Annotated in this window: 9 protein-coding genes and 2 pseudogenes; 3 read left to right on the top strand and 8 right to left on the bottom strand. The window is 61.7% G+C overall.

Going from position 1 to position 19,878, the window contains the following annotated elements:
• Positions 1-26 precede the first annotated feature (26 nt).
• The 6 genes from IQK56_RS12880 to IQK56_RS12855 form a co-directional block, all read right to left on the bottom strand.
• A complete protein-coding gene (locus tag IQK56_RS12880; protein ID WP_193901718.1) occupies positions 27-1,700 on the bottom strand; it encodes an SDR family NAD(P)-dependent oxidoreductase in 1,674 nt (557 codons plus the stop codon).
• Positions 1,676-6,076 (bottom strand): type I polyketide synthase, encoded by a 4,401-nt coding sequence (locus IQK56_RS12875; RefSeq protein WP_193901717.1) that lies wholly within the window; start codon positions 6,074-6,076, stop codon positions 1,676-1,678. Before IQK56_RS12875 ends, IQK56_RS12880 begins: the two co-directional genes overlap by 25 nt.
• Positions 6,019-10,017 (bottom strand): type I polyketide synthase, encoded by a 3,999-nt coding sequence (locus IQK56_RS12870; protein ID WP_193901716.1) that lies wholly within the window; start codon positions 10,015-10,017, stop codon positions 6,019-6,021. Before IQK56_RS12870 ends, IQK56_RS12875 begins: the two co-directional genes overlap by 58 nt.
• A gap of 172 nt (positions 10,018-10,189) precedes the next feature.
• Positions 10,190-10,624, bottom strand: a complete 435-nt coding sequence (locus IQK56_RS12865) for an acyl carrier protein (RefSeq protein ID WP_122308235.1) — start codon at positions 10,622-10,624, stop codon at positions 10,190-10,192.
• 33 nt (positions 10,625-10,657) lie between these two features.
• On the bottom strand, positions 10,658-12,337 hold the full coding sequence (locus IQK56_RS12860; protein WP_193862413.1) for an AMP-binding protein: 1,680 nt from the start codon (positions 12,335-12,337) through the stop codon (positions 10,658-10,660).
• 58 nt (positions 12,338-12,395) lie between these two features.
• Positions 12,396-13,724, bottom strand: a complete 1,329-nt coding sequence (locus IQK56_RS12855) for a DUF1302 family protein (RefSeq protein WP_193862412.1) — start codon at positions 13,722-13,724, stop codon at positions 12,396-12,398.
• A gap of 625 nt (positions 13,725-14,349) precedes the next feature.
• Between IQK56_RS12855 and IQK56_RS12850 the strand changes: the two genes are divergently transcribed.
• Positions 14,350-15,393 (top strand): NAD-dependent epimerase/dehydratase family protein, encoded by a 1,044-nt coding sequence (locus IQK56_RS12850; RefSeq protein ID WP_193862411.1) that lies wholly within the window; start codon positions 14,350-14,352, stop codon positions 15,391-15,393.
• 10 nt (positions 15,394-15,403) lie between these two features.
• On the opposite strand, the pseudogene IQK56_RS12845 reads toward IQK56_RS12850, so the two are convergent.
• A pseudogene (locus IQK56_RS12845) lies at positions 15,404-15,715 on the bottom strand (MerR family transcriptional regulator); the annotation flags it as partial.
• 100 nt (positions 15,716-15,815) lie between these two features.
• On the bottom strand, positions 15,816-17,303 hold the full coding sequence (locus tag IQK56_RS12840) for an aldehyde dehydrogenase family protein (protein ID WP_193862410.1): 1,488 nt from the start codon (positions 17,301-17,303) through the stop codon (positions 15,816-15,818).
• Between the two features lie 236 nt (positions 17,304-17,539).
• Between IQK56_RS12840 and IQK56_RS12835 the strand changes: the two are divergent.
• Together IQK56_RS12835 and IQK56_RS12830 are read left to right on the top strand one after the other, a co-directional pair.
• Positions 17,540-18,708 (top strand): annotated as a pseudogene (locus IQK56_RS12835) (p-hydroxyphenylacetate 3-hydroxylase oxygenase component).
• Positions 18,709-18,764: 56 nt separating this feature from the next.
• Complete coding sequence (locus IQK56_RS12830; protein ID WP_122308242.1) at positions 18,765-19,697, top strand: p-hydroxyphenylacetate 3-hydroxylase reductase component; 933 nt, start codon at positions 18,765-18,767, stop codon at positions 19,695-19,697.
• Positions 19,698-19,878 lie beyond the last annotated feature (181 nt).

The following is a 19,878-nucleotide window of genomic DNA, read 5'->3' as shown; positions in this document are numbered from 1 at the left end:
CATTCCCTTTTCGCGTGCGTGTCGGCTCAAAGTGCTTCATCCGCCAGGAGGGCGATGAGTTCTGCGTCGGTCAGGTGGTTGAAGTTGTCGTGTGCTTCGTGCACCGGTCCGGCGCAGGCGGGTGGTGGAGCGAGGACGCGGGCGTCCTCGGCGACGGGATACAACTGCTCAAGAATGAAGGTGCTCATGCTGCGCACGGTCGGGTAGTCGAACAGCAGCGTGGCGGGCAGCTTTCTGCCCACGATGCCCGCCAGTTTGTTGCGCAGTTCCAGCGCCATCAGCGAGTCCAGGCCTTCCGATTGCAGGGGTTCGTTGACGTCCAGCCGTTGGTGCTCATTGAGCGCCATGATGTCCCGGGCCACCCGCAGCACGAATTGCTCGATATAGGCCTGGCGCTCAGGAGGCGTCAGGTCGTCGCAGTCGCTGCGCAGCACGCCCAGTTCCGCGAGGTAGGCGCTTTCACTGACGGGTTTCCTGATCAGGTTGGCCAGGGTCGAGCGCTGCGCACCTTCGCTGATCGAGTTGTGAACCTGACTCCAGTCGATGTCGATCACGGTCGGGTTGGCCTGCGCGGTGCCGGCCAGGCTCAACAACATTTCAAGGGCACGACGAGGCGCCAGCAGGCCAATCCCGGGGGCACGCTGGAAGTTGGCCTGGCGGGCGACGCTGTGCGCCATGCCTTGCCCATCCCACGGTCCCCAGTTGACGCTGAGCCCGGCGAGGCCCTGGGTACGCCGGTCAAGTGCCAACTGATCGAGGAAGGCGTTGGCTGCGGCGTAGTTGCCCTGGCCCGGCGAGCCAAACACCGTCGCGGCGGAAGAAAACAGCACGAACCAACGTAAGCCAAGCTCCCGCGTCGCCAGGTGCAACCACCAGGCGCCGTCCACCTTGGCGTGCAGTGGAGCCTGGAAGTCTTCCCAGGACTGGGCGCCGAGCAAACCGTCGCGCAGGACCCCGGCGCAATGAAACACGCCGTCGAGGGCGGGCAAGCTGCGGTCGATCTCCTGCACCAACCGCGTGACCTGGTCGCAGTCGCCGATATCGCAGGGCTTGACCAGGATTGACACGCCCAGCGCCTGCCAGCGCTCAAGGTAGGGGGCCAGCGCCTTAGTGTTGACGCTGCGCGCCACCAGCACCAGGTGGCGACCGCCGCGCTCGATGATCAGGTCGGCCAGGCTGAGCCCGATGGCGCCCAGCCCGCCGGTGATCAGGTAACTGCGCTCAGCACTGAATGCGGCAGGGTGCGCCGCGTCGGTGTCGAGGGGCAGGGCGGCGAGCCGTGCGACCTGACGGGTGCCGTCGAGGTAGCGCACAGTGCGCTCGTCATCCGCCAAAGCCAGTTCGGCCAACAGGTGGTCGATGCGTTCCTGCGGGGTGCTGGCGCCCAGGTCGACACACCGGCTGCGCGCCTGAGGGTGTTCTTCACCCATGACGTTGCTCAGGCCACGCAACATGGCTGGCAGGGGTGGCAAGTCCGTGAAGAATGGCATGCCGCTGACGGCAAAGGTCCAGTCCGGCTCGGCTCCGGTGCCCAGGCAATACTGCTGGAGTGCGAGGATGGGCAGCAGCAGGTTGCGCTGTTGTTCCGCAAGGCTCTCCTGGCCGGCGGCCGGCCGGTTCAAGCCTTGCAGGTCGATGACGTGCTCGATCAACTGCCCTTGGGCCCACGGCTCGATTACATCGGCCAGGCTGCCGGGCACGCCGTGAGTTCCAGGCGTGCGTGGCCATCCAGCGTGCCGTCGGCGCTCAGGCACAGCACCCGCTTGCCGAGGCGCTGCAAGCGCTGTTGCAGCTCCGGCGCGTGGTCGTGGTTGTCTGCCAGGATCACCCACAGCGGGTTGGCCGTCGTCGATACCGGGCGCGCCGGTTCGACAGCGGCGACAGCCGGCACCCAGTCGAGCTGATATGCCAGCGAGCGCTGTTGCTTGAGTGAGTCGATCAGCACCGACTTGGGTGCCCGCTTGCTGCGCAGCGCCTCTACGACCACCACCGGCCGGCCTTGCTGGTCGTACACGCTGACCCGATGACTGTAGGCCTCAAGCGCGGCATCGGCGGCGTTCAGGGGGGCCGGGGACAGGCACACCACGTGGCACCAGAGCGGCCCCTTGACCTGCTGGAGCACCTCAAGCGCGTCAATTGCGAAAGGGATGTACAGGGTATCGCGCCCCGCCAGGCTGAACTGCGCCTCATAGGAGGCCGCCGCAGTGGTCTGGAAAAACGCGTCCATCAACCCTGGGGCGACGACGTAGCCTTGCTCCAGGCTGCCCGGTTGACGCAGGCGGGAGAGTGCTTCACCCGGGCGCCGCCAGATCTGTTCCACCCAGCGAAAACAGCCATTGAGCTCATACCCGGCCGCCGCCATTTCACGGTAGAACGCCAGCCCGTCCAGTTGCTGGTCCAGGCCCTGGACAAGGGACTGCGGGTCAACGGTCCGAGCTTTTGCCGGGTTTGCCGCAGACGGCTCAGCCAGGGTGCAGGCGAAGTTATGTTGCCAGGCGCCTTCAGCACCTTCGGTACGGCTGTAGCCGGCAATATCGACGGTGCCTTTCTGGCGCGAAACGATGTACTGGAAGTGTTTGACCTCATCGGTCGCGAAGACCATGGCACCGGGAAAGGTGACATCGCTGAGTTCGTACCCGAGGGCAATCTCGAGGTCCTTGGCAATCAGCGCGGACATGGCCAAATGCGTGGCGCCCGCAATGACCGTGGTGCCGTAGAGCTGGTGGTCATTTATCGGAAAGGGCGTCTCACCGCCAAACTTCAATTGATAGATCACATCGCCCGTGGCACTGGCGGTCTTTTGCCCCAGTTTGGGCAAATCTGGGTGTTGCGCTTGGCTGTGGGGCTGGCGCGACGGGTACAAATGCTGGCCATCGTGCCTGGGCCAGAACGGCCGGTGCTCAAAGACATAGGTCGGCAGGGTGAGGCGCGGCCGGGCGTGTTGCGGCGCGAACAGCTGCGGCCAGGTCGGGGTGAGCTGGCGGATATACAGCTGCGCGAGAGCGTCCAACATCTGTTGGCGATCACAGGTTTTTGCCTTGAAGGACGACAACCAGCAGATGCTTGAGTCAGTGAGGCAGCGTCTGGCCATCCCGATAAATTGGGTGGACGGCCCGATTTCCAGCCCGGCCAGTGGTTGCAAGCCTTGCAGGGTGTTGAGCGCCGTGTCGAGCAGCACAGGCGCCTGGACATGGCGAACCCAGTAGTCAGCGCAGGCGTATTCGTCCTTCAGCACGGTGCCGGTGACGGTGGACACGAAGGTGATGGACGATGGTTGGAACGCAATGCCCTGCGCCACAGCACGGAACGCCTCCAGCATGGGCGCCATCAGCGGTGAATGGAAACCGTGGGAGACGCGCAGGGATTGGGCGTCCACGTCACGTTCGGCGCACAGCGCGATCAGGCGTTGCAGGGTGAGCGAGCAGCCCGAGACCACAGTGTTCGCCGGGCCGTTACGGGCACCGATAGCCAGGGTGTCAGTGACATCGCCAAGGGCATCGAGCAGGCCCTGGGTGGTCGCGTGGTCGGCATGCACCACCAGCATCGACCCTTTCTCGCAGTGCTCGACCATCAGCCTGGCCCTGGCACAGATCAGGCGCACGCCATCCTCAAGGGACATCACGCCGCCCAGGCAGGCTGCCGCGTATTCACCCACGCTATGCCCGAGCACGTAGGCGGGCATCACGCCCCATGCCATCCATTGTTTGCCCAAGGCATATTGCAGGGCGAACAAGGCCGGCTGGGTGTAGTAGGTGTCGTTCAACTGGCGCGCATCGTCAGCCCACATCACGTCCAGGATCGAGCCTTGCAGTAATGGCTGCATGAGTGTCGCGCATTCATCCAGCGCCTGTTTGAATGTCGGTTCCTGGGCGTAGAGCGTGCGCCCCATGCCCAGGTACTGGCTGCCCTGGCCGGTGAAGAGGAACGCGGTACCCGTTGTGCCGCGCAGGTCGGTCGCAGGCACCCGGGTTGAAGGCGCCAGCAGTTGCTCGCACAACTGCTGTGTCGAGGTTGCGACGAATGCCTGGCGGATCTCGAAATGCGCACGCGTGGTGCTGGCGCTGTGGCACAGGCTGGCAAGGTCCACGTCGCTGTGCTGCAGCCACTTGGCGTACTTGGCTTTGAGTGCGGTCAACGCGGTCGGCGTGCGCGCAGAGAGCGGCAACAGATAGGGCCTGTTGTCCTGCGCCGCTGGCAGTCCTACGGGCGCAACGGCCCCTTGGGCAAGCACGAGGTGGGCGTTGGTGCCGCTGAAACCGAACGAACTGACCGCCCCGATGGCAGGTGCCTGCGTCGGCCACGGGCGCAGTTGGTCGGCGACCACGACGTTGGGCGCATCGCCCAGGATATCCGCGCTGAAATGCTGGTTGAGCCGGTTCAGGTGCAAATTGCGCGCGATGGTGCCGTGTTGCAGCATCAACGACAGCTTGATCAGACTGGCCACGCCGGCGGCGGCTTCGGTGTGGCCGATGTTGGTCTTGACCGAGCCGACATACAGCGGAGCAAGGTCGGCCCGCTGCCCATAGACAGCCTCGATGGAGCGCATTTCGATCGGGTCGCCCAAGGGCGTCCCTGTGCCATGGGCCTCCAGGTATTGCACGGCATGCGGTGCGACGCCTGCGTTGGCCAGGGCGGCGCGCATCACACGTTCCTGTGCCGGGCCATTAGGCGCGGTGAGGCCTTGGCTGCGACCGTCCTGGTTGATGCTGCTGCCTTTGATCACGCCCAGTACGTTGTCGCCATCGCGCAGCGCGGCGTCCAGTGGTTTGAGCAGCACCAGGCCGCAGCCCTCGGAGCGCACGTAGCCGTCGGCGGCCTGGTCGAAGGTTTTGCAGCGTCCGTCAGGGGACAGCATACGGGCCTTGGACAGCGCCACGTTGGTGTGGGGCGACAGCGTCAGGTTGACACCGCCCGCCAGTGCCACCGTGCACTCGCCACTGCGCAGGCTCTGGCAGGCAAGGGCAACGCTGACCAGGCTGGATGAGCAGGCCGTATCGATGGCAATGGCGGGGCCTTCCCAACCGAGGAAGTACGCCAGGCGACCGGCATTCACGCTGATCGAGTTGCCCGTGGCGAAGTACGCGCTGGTCTCGGGAGCACCCGGCGCATTGAGAATGTGGCTGTACTCATTGGGGCCGCAGCCAACAAAAATCCCGCCTTTTTCCACCGTCGACGGCAGTACGCCGGCGTGTTCCAGGGCTTCCCAACCGACTTCCAGTAACAGTCGCTGCTGGGGGTCCATGCTGATGGCTTCCTGGCTGCTGATGTTGAAAAAGCCGTTATCAAAGCCGGTAACGTCGTCGAGCAGGCCACCCCAGCGGCTGTACATTTTGCCGGGGGCGTCGGGGTCTGCGTCAAAGTACTCCGCGCTGTTCCAGCGCGCATTGCCGACTTCGCCCACCCCATCGATGCCCTCCACCAGCATCGACCAGAACGATGCCGGGTCGGTTACACCACCGGGGTAGCGGCAGCCCATGCCGATAATTGCAATGTCCTGCTGCGCCGATGCAACGGCGGTGTTGGCCTCGATGGCGTGCGGGGTGGGTTCCTTGAGCAACGACAGCAGGTAGCCGGTGAGTTGTCCCAGGCTTGGATAGTCGAACAGCAAGCTCACCGGCAATGTCTCGCCGGTCAGGGTCGATAGCCGATTGCGCAATTGCACCGCCATCAGGGAATCCAGGCCCATCTCGACCAACGGCGCATCGAGGTTGTAGTGCTCGCCTTCGTGGCTGCCTGAGACCTCGGCGATGCTCTCGCGTAACAGGCGTTCGATGGCGTCACTCGGGGGCAGGGGACGCATTCTGTCAACGTAGGTACGCAATGGAGGTTGCGCCGCAGGCTCGACTGAAGACGCCGGCACCTTGGCGTTCGACTGGCTGTAGAGCCGCATCAGCGCAGGGCTGGAAGGCGTGTGCTGGAACGCGGCCAGGGCACCCTGGCGCAGGTTGAGCACCAGCGGGTTGTGGTGTGGCCCGGACAACAGGGTAAAGAACGCCTTCAGCCCCTCGGCAGGCGCGATCAGGCCCAGGCCCTGGGCCGCCAGCGCGGCGGCAGTGGTTGCGTCGGTGCTGGCCATGCCGGCACCGGCCCATGGGCCCCAGGCGTAGCTGGTCGCGACAACCCTTGGGCGTTGCGAAACACCGCCAGCTCATCCAGGAAGCTGTTGCCGGCGCAATACGGTCCTTGGGCGTAGTTGCCAAACACGGCGGACGCTGAAGAGAACAGTGCGAAGCAATCCAGCACCAGGTGAGCGGTGAGTTCGTGCAGGTGCCAGGCGGGCGCGACCTTGGGCGCCAGTATCGCGGCCACGGCGTCGCGGCTCAGGCCGTCAAGCCGGCAGTCGTTGAGTGCGCCGGCCGCATGGATGACCCCAGCCAGCGGCAACAGGGCCTGCCCGCACTCGGCGATCAACCCGGCCAGGGCGGCTCTGTCGTTGATGTCCATGGACACCGTTCTGACATCGCAGCCTTGTTCACGCAGCCGGCCGACAATGGCCTGTTGGTGAACGTCCAGCGCGTTGCGTCGTGACACCAGCAGCAACTGGCCGGCGCCCTTGGCCGCGAGGCCCTGGGCAATCTCCAGGCCAAGGGCACCCAGGCCTCCGGTGATCAAGTAGCTGCGGTCGGCCCGGATAACCAGCGGCGTCGGCTGTGCAGGGGCGAGGTCCACGAGGCGGCATTCGTAGGCGTCATCTTTGTCGAGGCGCACTTCAAAGGGCACGGCGGCGCTGGCGGGGGCGGCGAGCCAATCCAGCAGGCGCAGAGCATCTTCAGCCAGCGACGGGCCGGGCAGCACGTCGACCTGGCTGAACCGCAGGTGTGTGAACTCTTGCGCCAGGGTCTTGACCAGCCCGACGCTGGTGCTGTGAATCAAGCGGGCTGTCGGACTCGGGTTGCAGTGGGCGACGACGAAACGCGCATTCGGCGCGAGGCACGGCAAGGCGCACAGGTGTGTGCCGAGGGTGGCGAAGTCCTGGACATGCTCGACGGCGGCCGGCCCCGCGTCGGTTCTGGTCGACGTGCTGAGGTACAGGACGGCATCAAATGACGCGCCCGCGAAACGGTCGAGCGTTGCGAGTTCGCTGGCGAGCACGTGGGTGAACGCCGGGTGTTGCATCGCTTCGATCAGCTCAGGGGCATCGCACACCAGCAGCCAGCGGCCGTCCAGGGGCTGTCGATGTTCACGGAAGTTGCCGGTGGCGTGCCATTGGCGGTGGACGCACAGTTGCTGCCCGGCAGGTGCCGTCGCCGAGGCAACTGCACGGCGTTTGACGGCAGGTTTCGCGCCGCCTTCAAACCAGTAGGGTTTTTCGTCGAGTGCCTCAAACGGCAGCGCCAGCTTGCGCACATTGGCCTGGGGCGCGGGGAGGGTGGACAGCCCACCGTGGACATAGAGTTGCGCAAGGTTCTTGCGCAGCATGCGGTTGTCATCGTGGCCCTTGTGCAACGAGGCGAGCAGCGCGCGCGTATCGTCAGCGGCCAGTTCGCGACGGGCAAGGTCGGTCAACGTGGCGCTCGGACCGACTTCCAGCAGCAGGTGCGGTTGCTCCGCCAGCAGAGCCTGGAGAGCGGCATGGAACTCTACGGGGGCGGCAATCTGACGGACCCAGTACTGGGCGTCGCACAGTTCATGGTCGACGCGTCGCCCCAGTACGGTTGAATAGAACGGCAGCGTGGGTGCGCTGTAGCGAACCTGCGCGGCCACCCGTGCAAACGCTTCGAGCATCGGTTGCATCAAGCTGCTGTGAAACGCCCGCGAAACCGCCAGGGGCGTATTGCGTACGCCTTGTTCATCGAGTTGGTGTTTTATCTGCGTGATCGCCGTGGCCTGGCCGGAGATCACCAAGTCATGGCGGCTGTTTTGCGCGGCAATCGAGACCTGATCGGCAAACGCTACCAACAGGTGCTCAAGGGTTTCGCGCTCGGTGTGCACCGCCAGCATGGCGCCGGGGGCGGTGAGGGCGGTCATCAACTGGCCGCGCTGGATAATCAGTTTGAGCCCGTCCTCCAAGGAAAATACCCCGGCCGCGCACGCCGCCGCATACTCGCCCAGGCTGTGCCCGATCACGGCTGCCGGGGTGATGCCCAGGCTGGCCCAGAGGCGGGTCAACGCGTATTGAAGGCAGAAAATCGCCGGTTGGGTGTAATGGGTCTCGGCCAGCTCTGCCGCGCGGCTTCCCCACAGCACGTCTTTAATGCCGTGGCCGACTTCACGCTGATAGAGCGCGTCGCACTGGTCCAGGGCTTCCTGGAACACCGCCTGGCTGGCATACAACTGCTCGCCCATGCCGATGTATTGCGCGCCCTGGCCGGAGAACATCAGGTTCGGGGTCATCGGGTTGCCTGGCGCAACACCTTGATAAACCGCCTCCGGGCATTCGCCAGCGACAAATCGCGCGAGCAACTGGCTGGCGTCCTGGGCGGTATCGGCCACTACTGCCAAGCGGTGTTTTGCTGCCTGTCGGTAGCGGGTGCTGTTTAGGCAGACATCGTTGAATGCGTGTGTGGTGTCGCGCAGGTAGGTTTCCCAGCGCGCAGCGGTGAGCGCGAGCGTCTGCGCCGAGGAAGCGGTAAAACTGAGGATGCCGGGGGAAGTGTCGGGTGCGTCCGACGGGCCATCGTCCTGCGCTGACGACAGGATAATATGGACATTGGTCCCGCTCAGGCCGAATGCGCTGACGCCGGCGTAATGGGGCGTGTCCTGTTGTGGCCAGGCCTGGCTTTGGGTAGGCACCACCAGGTTGTTCGCGGCCCAATTGATATGAGGGTTGGGTGTGGAAAAGTGCAGGTGCGGCACGATCAGGTTGTGCTTGAGCGAGAGCGTCAATTTGATCAAGGCCGCAATGCCGGCTGCGGACTCCAGGTGACCGATATTGGTCTTCACCGAGCCAATCAGCAGCGGCACGCCTGCGGCGTCCCGGCGTAAGGCACGCAGTAACGCGTTGGCTTCAATTGGATCGCCCAGGGGCGTCCCGGTACCGTGGGTCTCGACGTAATGAATGTGCTCGGGACTCACCCGGGCCTCTTTGAGTGCGGCTTCGATCACCGCCTGCTGCATGCGCCCGTTGGGTGCCGTCAGGCCGTTGCTGGCGCCATCGTGGTTGGCCGCCGAGCCACGGATCACCGCGTAGACATGATCATTGTCCAGGCGTGCCTGGGTCAGTGTCTTGAGCACCACGACACCGCAGCCTTCACCGCGGACATAACCGTCGGCCTCGGCATCGAAGGTGCGGCACAGCCCCTGGCGGGACAAGGCCTGCATGCGCGACAGGCCGATGCTGTTTTCCGGGCCGAGAATCACATTCACTCCGCCGGCCAATGCCATGCTCGATTCGCCGTTGCGCAAGCTGTCGCAGGCCAGGTGCACGCTGAGCAACGAGGACGAACACGAGGTGTCCAGGGCCAGCGTCGGCCCGTGGAAGCCGAACAGGTACGACACCCGTCCTGCTGCCACACTCTGGGCATTGCCCAGGCATGCATAGGCGTCGATCAGGCTTGGGGTCAGCGGGTCGATGGCCAGGCGCCCATAGTCGTTGGTGCTCATGCCAAGGAACACCCCGGTCTTGCTGCCCTTCAACTCATCGAGGTTCTGGTTGGCGTCGCGCAACGCTTCCCAGCACACCATCAGCAGTTGGCGCTGCTGGGGGTCCATCAGGTTGGCTTCGTGCGTCGGCAGCTTGAACAGCTGGGCGTCGAAGTGATCGATGTTGTCCAGCAAGCCGCCGTGCTGGCTGTAGATCTTTCCGGCCATGCCGGCGTCCTGATGGAAATAATCGTCCGCGGACCAGCGTTCATCGCTGATATTGCGCACGGCGCAGTCGCCGTTCTTCAGTTGCTGCCAGAAGGCTTGCGGTGTGGTCGCGCCGCCCGGGAACCGGCAGCCGATGCCGACGATGGCGATCGGTTCATCCAGATTCGATTGCAGGTGCTGGACTTGTTGCCTGAGATTGAGGATTTCATAGACAGAATTTTCCAGAAGCTCCTTGATTTCCGTGGGTTTAGCGTCTGTCGATGTCATTGTTTTGATCTCAAGAAGTTAGTCTTCACCCGCAACAGGGTGATTAAAAAGCGGTGCGTATCGCCAAAACGTGGCCACGGGCTGACCGGCCTGCCGTAATGGCCGCCCGTCGTTCAGGGATTTTTAGCGGTGTGCAGGTCTTGAGCGGCGCCAAGTGCGCCGCTTGCGACGGTCAACGTTGGACAGTGGGGCTCTTGGGGCCGAGCAAACTCTCCAGCAATGCCATCATTGCCTGTTCATCCATCTGCGCCAGGCCGGCCTTGTCGACGGCAGGCTCGGCCAGCGGGATCGACGAGTGGGCCGCAGGCGTGCCGGCCTTTGCCGTGTCAGCCACATAACCCGCCAGCTCACCGGGTGTCGGGTAATGCCAGGCGATCGTCGAGTCCAGCGGTACGTTGGACACCAGGGACAGCTCGGCGGCCAGTTCCACCGCGTCCATGGAGGTCATACCCACCTCGGAAAACGGCGTATCAATCGACATCGACAGGTTCTCGCTGTAGTCGCGATCAAGCAGCCAGCGGAAAATCCAATCGCCAACGGCGTCTCGCGTGACGGACGACAGCGGTGGTGGGGTGTAATCCAGTGCATCAGCGGCGGGTGCGTTCATCAGGTCACTTCTCCGTGTGAAATAGCGTGAGGCTCAAGCCCCGGTAGCGGCTGGCTGAAAAGGCACCAATTGCTTGTCGATCAAGCGTTGGCGAATGACACGCCGGCGTTTCTTCCCGCTCGAGGTTTTTTCGATGCTGCCCTTGGGGCAAAAGTGCACGCGGTTCAGCAGCGCATCGTGGGCGTCGAGCACGGCGAGGGTCAGGGTTTGCTGTTTTCTCGCCAGTTCACTGCCGGTGTCGTTGGCGTCGCCCTCAAGCACCAGGTGCAGTTCCATCAGACCGGTATGGGTGTTTTCGATCGACAGCAACGCGCTGCCGGACGCGCGTACAAAGTCAAACCCTTCGATGGTTTCCTCGATGTCCTCGGGGATGATGTTCTTGCCGCCAATCACGATCAGGTCATCCTGGCGCGAGTAGAAATACAGCTCCTGTTCATGCATGAAACCCAGGTCACCGGTACGCAGGCGGCCGTCCTTGAGCTTGGCCAGGGTCGCCTCGGGCATATTCAGGTAGCCCGGCGTGAGGCAGTCGCTCTCGATATTGATTTCACCGAGCTTGAGATCCGCCAGAGGCAGGTCGTTGGCATCGCGCACGCTGATCTGGTGGCGAGGGTTGGCTTCACCGGAGGACACCAGTTCAATGCGGGTTTCGTCGGTATCGGCGGCCAGGCGCACATCACCATCGGCGCCAATGTTCACCGCGAGGATCTTCAGTGTGCCCAGTTTGCTCGCGCTGGCGCCCAAGCTGTTTTCCGCCATGCCGTAGGCAGAGTGGATATGCTCCGCGGCGAGTTTGAGCGGGGCAAAGCGCTCCTGCACTTTCCTGAGTACCAGGGCACTGATTTTTTCTGCCGAGATGTAGATGTGCAGGCGGGAGAGGTCGATGGTTTCATCGTCGTACAAGCGTTTGACCGTGCGCAGGGCCGCCACCAGCGCAGAGTTGGTGAAAAAACTCAGATCGACCTTGTGTTCGGACAACAGCTTGAACCAGCGGGCCGGATTGCGCATGAAGTAATCCGGGGTGGCAAGCAGGTGGTTGCAGCCGCGGAACATCGGGAACAGCACGCCGGTGAACAGGCCCATGTCGTGGTGGATCGGCGTCCACGAGGCGCAGCTTTGCACGCTGGCGCCGTGGCGGCTGGCAGTATGGGAATCTTCGATGTGCTGGAGCTGATTGATGATCATGGCGTGGGTCACAATCACGCCCTTGGGGAAACCGGTACTGCCCGAGGAGAACTGAATGATCGCCATGTCCTGCGGCGTGGCCTCGACGACCCGCGGCGGGGTGGGCAGGGCAGGTGGGTCGAACGTCGGTTCCGAGTGGATATTCAGCCCGGTTGCCGTGCGCCACAGCGCAATATCTTCGGCACTGATCGCTTTGTCGCACAACAACAGTTGGAAACTGCACGACTGATTGCAGCCCGCCAGGAAGTCGGCGTAATTCACATATTTACCGGACTTGGTCCGCAGTGGGACCGCGACCAGGTTGAGTCGCCAGCACGCCATCAGATAGCCGACCAACTCGATACTGTTATTGAGGATCAAGCCGACCCGGGCCTGCTCCTGCAACCCTTGAGTGGCCAGTTTTGCCGCGTACTTGTCAACGAGCGTGCCGAGGGCTTCGATGGAGTACGACTGCTGTGTGTCAGCGAACGTCCATTGGGCAGTGTTGTTTTTAAGTACTTGGCTGAATGTATGGTTGATGGTCAGCATGTTTTATTCTCGCAGGCAGTCTTTCCCAAGTATGTCTGGGGACGTTGGCCGTCAGGTATTAGAAGTAGAAGTCGAGTTTGACTTGGAGGCGATCGTTGTTTTCGAATTGTCCGAATAAACCGTTGCGGTCTCCGTAAAACACATCCAGGCCAACAGTGCCCTTGATACTTTCCGTTAGTTTGGAGGCATATTGGAGTCGAAACAGCCCGTCACCGTCATTGTTGTTGGTGAGCCAGCGGGCTTCAAAACTGTCGCGTTGATGACGCAGGTCCTTTCGATAAAGGAACGTCATTATGTTGTCGACTTTTTTACGCGGCAGATAGTCCGTGGTTTCACCGAGGATACTTTGATAGAACTGTGCGCTGAAGACACTTTCGGCGACGCCGTAGTAGTCAAGTCCGAGTACATAACTGGTGTCGTTTGTTTGAAAGCGGCCATCTTGGCTGCGCGGGTCGTAGTCGATGACTGAACGCTGGGTCGCATGCGCCAATTCACCACGCACTACATAGTCGCCGATTGAAGTACTGGCACTGCCGCCGAATGTGTGGGTTCTTTCATAACGTTCGCGAACATTGATCACCGGGCCGGTGCCGGTCATGACCATCTGCGTTTCGAAGAACGGCGCATCGTTGTAGTGATACATGTAGTTCAGGGAAAAATCCCAGGAGTCGACGCTGGACGTGAGGGCAATACCCACGTCGGAATCCTTGATGGGGCGGTCCGGCCGCTCGGCGCGCTGGCGTTGGACCGGCAGGTTTAGTCCGGCGGGGGCGGCGGGGATCAGTCGACGTGAACGAATGGCGAACTCGCCTTCGTTGTAGTTGGGGAAGTCGGTGTAGGTCTGGTCAGGAATCCACAGCACCTGCATGTCGAAAGGACCGACAGGCACCACGACATTGGCCATCCACGTCGGAATGCGTGCTTCCTCCGGGTCTTCGAGAATGAATTCGCGGTAGTTCATCGGGTTGACGATATCCAATACCGTCACGCCATCGGCCTGGCCCCAGACCACTTGCTGTTTGCCCAGGGTGACCGTGCCTTCCTCGCCCAACGCTTGTCGGTAGTAGAGTTCCCGTAGGTCGAACTGGAAAGGGTAGTTGTCATAGATCTTGCGCCCATCGCTGATGGGGGAAAGCGCCGTCTGGTCCGGTTCGCCGGGTTCAAGTTGGCCGCTCATGTTCCAACGCAGGCGAGTGGAGAGAAACAGCCGTGCTTGCGACTCGGTGTCGTAGGACAGCGAGTTGTAGAAGCGTGTTTCGGACTTTGAAAGTTTACCCTCGGCGATGTTTTCAGCCGTCTGATAAGACACTCTTGAATCTGAGTTGAATTCTCCAGCGAGCACCAGCATAGGCAGCACGGATGCCGAGAATATGAGTGATTTGAACATGGGGGCGCCTTAGAACTAGCTCTAATATTATTATGTGTATCAATGACGTCTGCGCACGGGTTACAGGGCGATGTTCGCCTGCATCAGAGCGTTATGAACGGGTGGCGTATTGTCGTTAAGCTAGAGATGGGCGTAGTTGTAAGAAGCGATGACGATGCTGTATTCGATAAAACGAGTGTTGTCCTGGCTCAATTTTTTCAGACCCTCATCCGAAAGGTAGTGATGAGGTGAAAGTTGTGTGTTCAGCGTCATTGAAGCGTCCATGCATGATCAGTCGAAAAGCGCAATATTTCAGCGGTGTCGAAATGCTATCAGTGCGCGTTACTTAACTCAATAAGAGTGCTTCGAAATGTTTTTGGTTTAAAACGGTGCCATCTGTCCTAAGGGACAGATGATCAAAGCCGTGTTTTATATGGTGTTTTTTTCAACTTGGAACGTTCGTGTCATAACTGCCCGAAAATAATAATTGGCTTAATGGCTCATATAGATGTGTCTAAATGTGTCGCGGGCGTTGAAAACAAAAAACTGAACTAACGTACCAATGGTTACTTGACTCTGTCCCATGGGACACCTCGTATGCTTTAGCCAAGCGCACACTCTGGCGCGCTGCCAACAAGGAGTTCCTGTGAAAGGTTTATGTCTGGTGACGGGTGCCAACGGCCATCTGGGCAATACGCTGGTGCGCACGCTGCTCGATCAGGGCTATCGGGTTCGGGCCGGCGTTCGTGACATCCATAACCACACACCTTTTGCTGGGCTGGACTGCGAGTTGGTGTATGCCGAGTTGCTGGACGGTGCCGCCCTGGACAAGGCGTTGGAAGGCGTGGAGGTGCTGTTTCAAGTGGCTGCGGTGTTCAAACATTGGGCTCGCAACCCAGAGGCCGAGATTGTCGAGCCCAACATTCTGGGCACGCAGCGCGTGCTGGCGGCGGCTTCACGTGCGGGCGTGCAGCGTGTGGTCTACGTCAGTTCGGTGGCCGCCGTCGGGCATGATGGGACGGCGTTGGATGAGACGCACTGGAATACGGAACGCGACAACGCGTACTACAAGTCGAAGATTCTCTCCGAGCAGGCGGCTTGGGAGTGCGCCCAGACGCTGGGCTTGAACATGGTGTCGGTATTGCCTTCGGCCATGGTGGGCCCCAATGCCGGCTACCTCACGGATACCATGGGATTTCTTCAATCGGTCCGGCAGCGGCATTTGCCTTTTGACCCTGGGTTTCGCTTCAACTTCGTGGACGTGCGTGACGTGGCCGACGGGATGATACGTGCCGCTGAAAAGGGCCGGGCCGGGCAGCGCTACATCCTGGCCAATCTGCGTTCGTCACCGCTCAGTGATTTGATCACGGCCGCCAACACCCACACGCCAGGGTATCGCCAACCCGTTTCAGCGCCACGCTGGCTGCTGCTGGGTGTAGCCTGGCTGCAGGAACGCTGGGCGCAGTGGACGGGCAAACCCGCCCAGTTGCTCTTGAGCCAGGTGCGCCTGTTTCACAACGTGGCGCAGGAATACGATATCACCAAGGCAAAAAACGAATTGGGTTTCAACCCGCGGCCGCCTGACGTGGCCTTGGGGCAAGCGTTTGCTTATCTGTACAAACAGGCGCATCAACCTTATGAACACCCGCCACAGGGCGAGGCGCAAACATTGAGTTCATCTCGCTTTTGAGCTCAATCAAGTGAAGATCAAGCGCCTGCAATTCGGCGATCCGCTCCTGGACCTGCCGGCGCTTGTCGTCGACGGCCTGGTTGGCCAACGCCAGCGGAAAGGACTTCAACTTGTTTTTTGCCGCGATCAGCGGGCTCATCTCGGCCAGCTTGAAACCGGCCATCTGCGCTTTGCGAATGAGGTGGACGATTTCCAGGTGGTGAGCGTTGTAGAGGCGATACCGCCCCTCACGCTCCGGCTCGTTGATCAGGCCCATTTGCTCGTACAGTCGAATGGCTTTTGGGGTGCAGCCGGTCAGTTCGGCGAGTCGTCCGATGAACATCTGTCAATTCCTTATGTGAGACAGCAAATACTCTAGCGTTGTTTGATCGCCAGAGTTGCAAAAGCCGTCACATGAAAATCGAAAAATGTCGCGGTCGGGCTCAGTATCGAATCATCACCGATTTCAGCTCGGTGTAATCCTCAATGAATGCGCTGCCGAACTCCCGGCCTATCCCCGAGGATTTATTGCCGCCAAACGGCACCGCCGGGTCCAGCATCGTGTGCATGTTCACCCACACCGTACCGGCTTCGATGGCAGGCACCATGCGCAGGGCCTTGCCCAGGTCGTTGGTCCAGAGGCTGGCGCTCAAGCCATAGGGCGTGTTGTTCATCAAGGCCAGCAACTCCTCTTCGCTGTCGTAGGGGAAGAATGTGGCGATCGGGCCGAAGGTCTCCTCGTTGAGCAAGGTGTCGTTGACGGTGTTGGCGAGGATGATCGTTGGCTCGACATAACAGCCCGGACGGTCGATCAGGTGGCCGCCGTGAATGATGGTGTTGTTTTCGGCGCGGGCCTTGGCGAAAAACTCGCCGAGCTTGAGTTGATGCTGGCGGTTGGTAACCGGGCCGAATTCGGTGCGTTCGTCCAGGGGCGAACCGATGTTCAGGGTGCTCAGGCGTTTGGCCAGTGAGTCCATGACCGCTTCGATCTGTGAACGATGCACAAAGAAGCGCTCGGCGGCGGCGCAGATCTGCCCGGAATGCAGGAAACCCGCCTCGATGATGCCGTTGACGGCCTTGTCCAGATCCACATCGCGCAGGAACCCGGCCGAGTTTTTACCGCCCAGTTCCAGGGTGGTGCGCGTCAGTCCGGCGCCCATGGCGCTCTGGCCCACGGCGATCCCGGTCGGCACGGAGCCGGTGAATGACACTTTGTTGGTGCCAGGGTGTTCGATCAGGGCTTTGCCCACCAGGCCGCCACCGGTCAGTACGTTCAACACACCGGCAGGCAGGCCGGCTTCAATCGCCAGTTCGGCAATGCGCAGGATGGTCAGCGGCGTGAACTCGCTGGGCTTGATGATGATGCTGCAACCGGTCACCAGCGCCGAGGCGAGCTTCCAGATGGCGATCATGGTCGAAAAATTCCACGGCACGATGCCGACCACCACCCCGACCGGCTCACGCAGGGTGAACGCGGTGTAGCGTTCGCCAGCGAAGGAGGGCAGCGACGGGGTGATGGTCTGGCCGCTGATCTTGGTGGCCCAGCCGGCGTAGTAACGCAAAAAATGCGCGGCCTGATCGACTTCGAATGCGCGGGAAATCTGGATGATCTTGCCCGATTGGCAGGTTTCGATCTGCGCCAGTTCTTCGCGGTGTTGCTCCAGCAGGTCGGCCAGTTTAAGCAGCACATTGCCGCGCACGGCCGGTGCCACCTGGGACCACTGCTTGAAGCCACGACGCGCCGAATCTACAGCCGCATCGACATCGGCCGGGTCGGCGTCGGCGACCTGGGCGATGACCTGGCCGGTGGCCGGGTTGATCACGTCCAGCGTGCCGCTGGAGTGGCTTTGCACAGAGCCACCGTCGATAAACAGCGCGTGTTGTCGAGCGAGAAAGGCGTCGACCTGAGGCAGCAGTGAAATATCGCTCATGGGGTTTTCCTGATCGCGAACAAAGAAAGCCCCGAGGTTAATCCTCACGGGAGTGCCCGGCTTGACTGTGCCTGCCGAGCGCTATGTCTGTGGCTGCCAGCCCTGTGAAAAGTACAATCTTGACTCTGGAAGGTGCATGTTCGGCCAGCAACCCGCGCTCCATACTGGCCCTGCATCCGGCGCCACGCCTCGCTTCATGGGGTTGCCCGGACATCCAATAATAAGCAGGGCCATCCATGAAAAAGCCAAACCCGCTCCTCGAAGACCTCAAGTCCGTGTTGCCGACCATCGCCGCCAATGCCTTCCAGGCCGAGCAGGACCGCAAGGTGCCTGCCGAGAATATTGCGCTGCTCAAAGGCATCGGCCTGCACCGTGCATTCCAGCCCAAGGCGTTCGGTGGCATGGAGTTGTCGCTGCCACAGTTTGCCGACTGTATTGCGTTGCTCGCCGGTGCCTGCGCCAGTACGGCTTGGGCCATGAGCTTGCTGTGCACCCACAGTCATCAATTGGCCCTGTTTTCGGCCCAATTGCAGCAGGAAGTCTGGGGCGACGACCCGAATGCCACGGCCAGCAGCAGTATCGCGCCGTTCGGGCGTACCGAGGCGGTCGAGGGCGGTGTGTTGTTCAGCGGTGAGATGGGCTGGAGCAGCGGCTGCGACCACGCTGAATGGGCGATTGTCGGGTTCCGTCGGCCCAATGCCGAAGGTACTCAGGATTACTGCTTTGCGGTACTGCCGCGCAGCGACTATCAGATCCGCGATGACTGGTTTGCGGCGGGCATGAAAGGCAGCGGCACCAAGACCCTGATCATCGACAAGGCTTTCGTGCCGGAGCACCGCATCCAGAAGGCCAAGGACATGATGGAGGGCAAGTCCGCAGGCTTCGGCTTGTACCCCGACAGCAAGGTGTTCTACTCGCCGTACCGTCCGTATTTCGCCAGCGGTTTTTCCACCGTGAGCCTGGGCGTCGCCGAGCGCATGCTGGAGGTGTTCCGCGAAAAGACCAGGACGCGGGTGCGTGCCTATACGGGTGCTGCGGTCGTGCGGCGACTCCGGCGTTAATGCGGCTGGCCGAGTCGACGCACCAGGTCGGCGCTGCGCGGGCGTTTCTGGAAAAGACCTGGGCCGAACATGCCGAGCACAGTGAACAGCAACGCTACCCCAGCCGCGAAACCCTGGCGTTCTGGCGCACCAACCAGGCGTATGCCACCAAGATGTGCATCCAGGCGGTGGACCGCCTGTTCGAAGCCTCCGGCGGCAATGCCTGGTTCGAACACAATGAGATGCAGCGCCTGTTCCGCGATTCGCACATGACCGGCGCCCATGCCTACACCGACTACGACGTCTGCGCGCAGATCCTCGGCCGCGAGTTGATGGGCCTGGAACCCGATCCGAGCATGATCTGAAGCGGTTTTTGATAACAACAATCAGGGCTGCGCCTGACGCAGCCCGGGAGTCTTGCATGTCTGAATCGACCTTCGATCCACGGGCCTTTCGTCGCGCCCTGGGCAACTTCGCCACGGGCGTCACCGTGGTCACCGCCGCCGACTCTAACGGGCGCCAGGTGGGTGTTACCGCCAACAGTTTCAACTCGGTGTCTCTCGACCCGCCGCTGGTGCTGTGGAGCCTCGACAAACGCTCCAACAGCCATGAGGTATTCGAGCAGGCCAGCCATTTTGCGGTCAACGTGCTGGCGGCGGACCAGATTGACCTGTCGAACAATTTTGCGCGACCCAAGGACGATCGTTTCGCCGAGATCGCGTACGAACCAGGGGCGGGTGGCGCACCGGTGTTCGCCGATTGTTCGGCGCGGTTTCACTGCGAGAACTATCAGCAAGTGGATGGCGGTGATCACTGGATCATGATCGGCAAGGTGGTGGCCTTCGACGATTTCGGCCGCGCGCCGCTGCTCTACCATCAGGGCGCGTACTCGATGGTCCTGCCCCATACGCGCATGACCAGGCGTGATGAAAGCCAACCGCCGAGCAGCCATTTCCAAGGGCGACTGCGCCACAACCTGTACTACCTGATGACCCAGGCGGTGCGCGCCTACCAATCCAGCTACCAGCCCCGGCAGCTGTCTACCGGCCTGCGCACCAACGAGGCGCGGATGCTGATGGTGCTGGAGAATGATGCCAGGCTGAGCCCCAGCGAGCTGTTGCGGGAAGTGGCGATGCCGGTGCGGGAGATTGAGGATGCGGTGGCGAACCTCAAGCGCAAGGGCTTGGTGGACGACGATGAACACGGCGTACGCCTCACCGCTGCCGGCGTCGAGCAGACCGAAGACCTTTGGGCGATTGCGCGGGAGCAGCAGGAGAAGGTGTTTGCCGAGTTCAGCCAGGACCAGATCGAAACCTTCAAGACGGTGCTCAAGCAGTTGATCAGCCAGTGCTGATGAGCGGGTGAGCAGTTCACCGGTCCTGCAGACACAGCCGGTCAAATGTGGGAGAGGGCTTGCCCCAATGCCAGTCAGTTAAGGAGGAACACTGTAACTGTGGTGAGCGGGCTTGCCCCGCGCTGGCTGCGAAGCAGCCCCAAAACACAGCTCAGGGGCTGCCTGGCACACTGCAGCGCTC

The organism is Pseudomonas cyclaminis (genome assembly GCF_015163715.1).
Lineage (GTDB): Bacteria > Pseudomonadota > Gammaproteobacteria > Pseudomonadales > Pseudomonadaceae > Aquipseudomonas > Aquipseudomonas cyclaminis.
The sequence above is the reverse complement of the archived record's forward strand: the minus strand, read 5'-3'. Positions and strand labels throughout refer to the sequence as shown.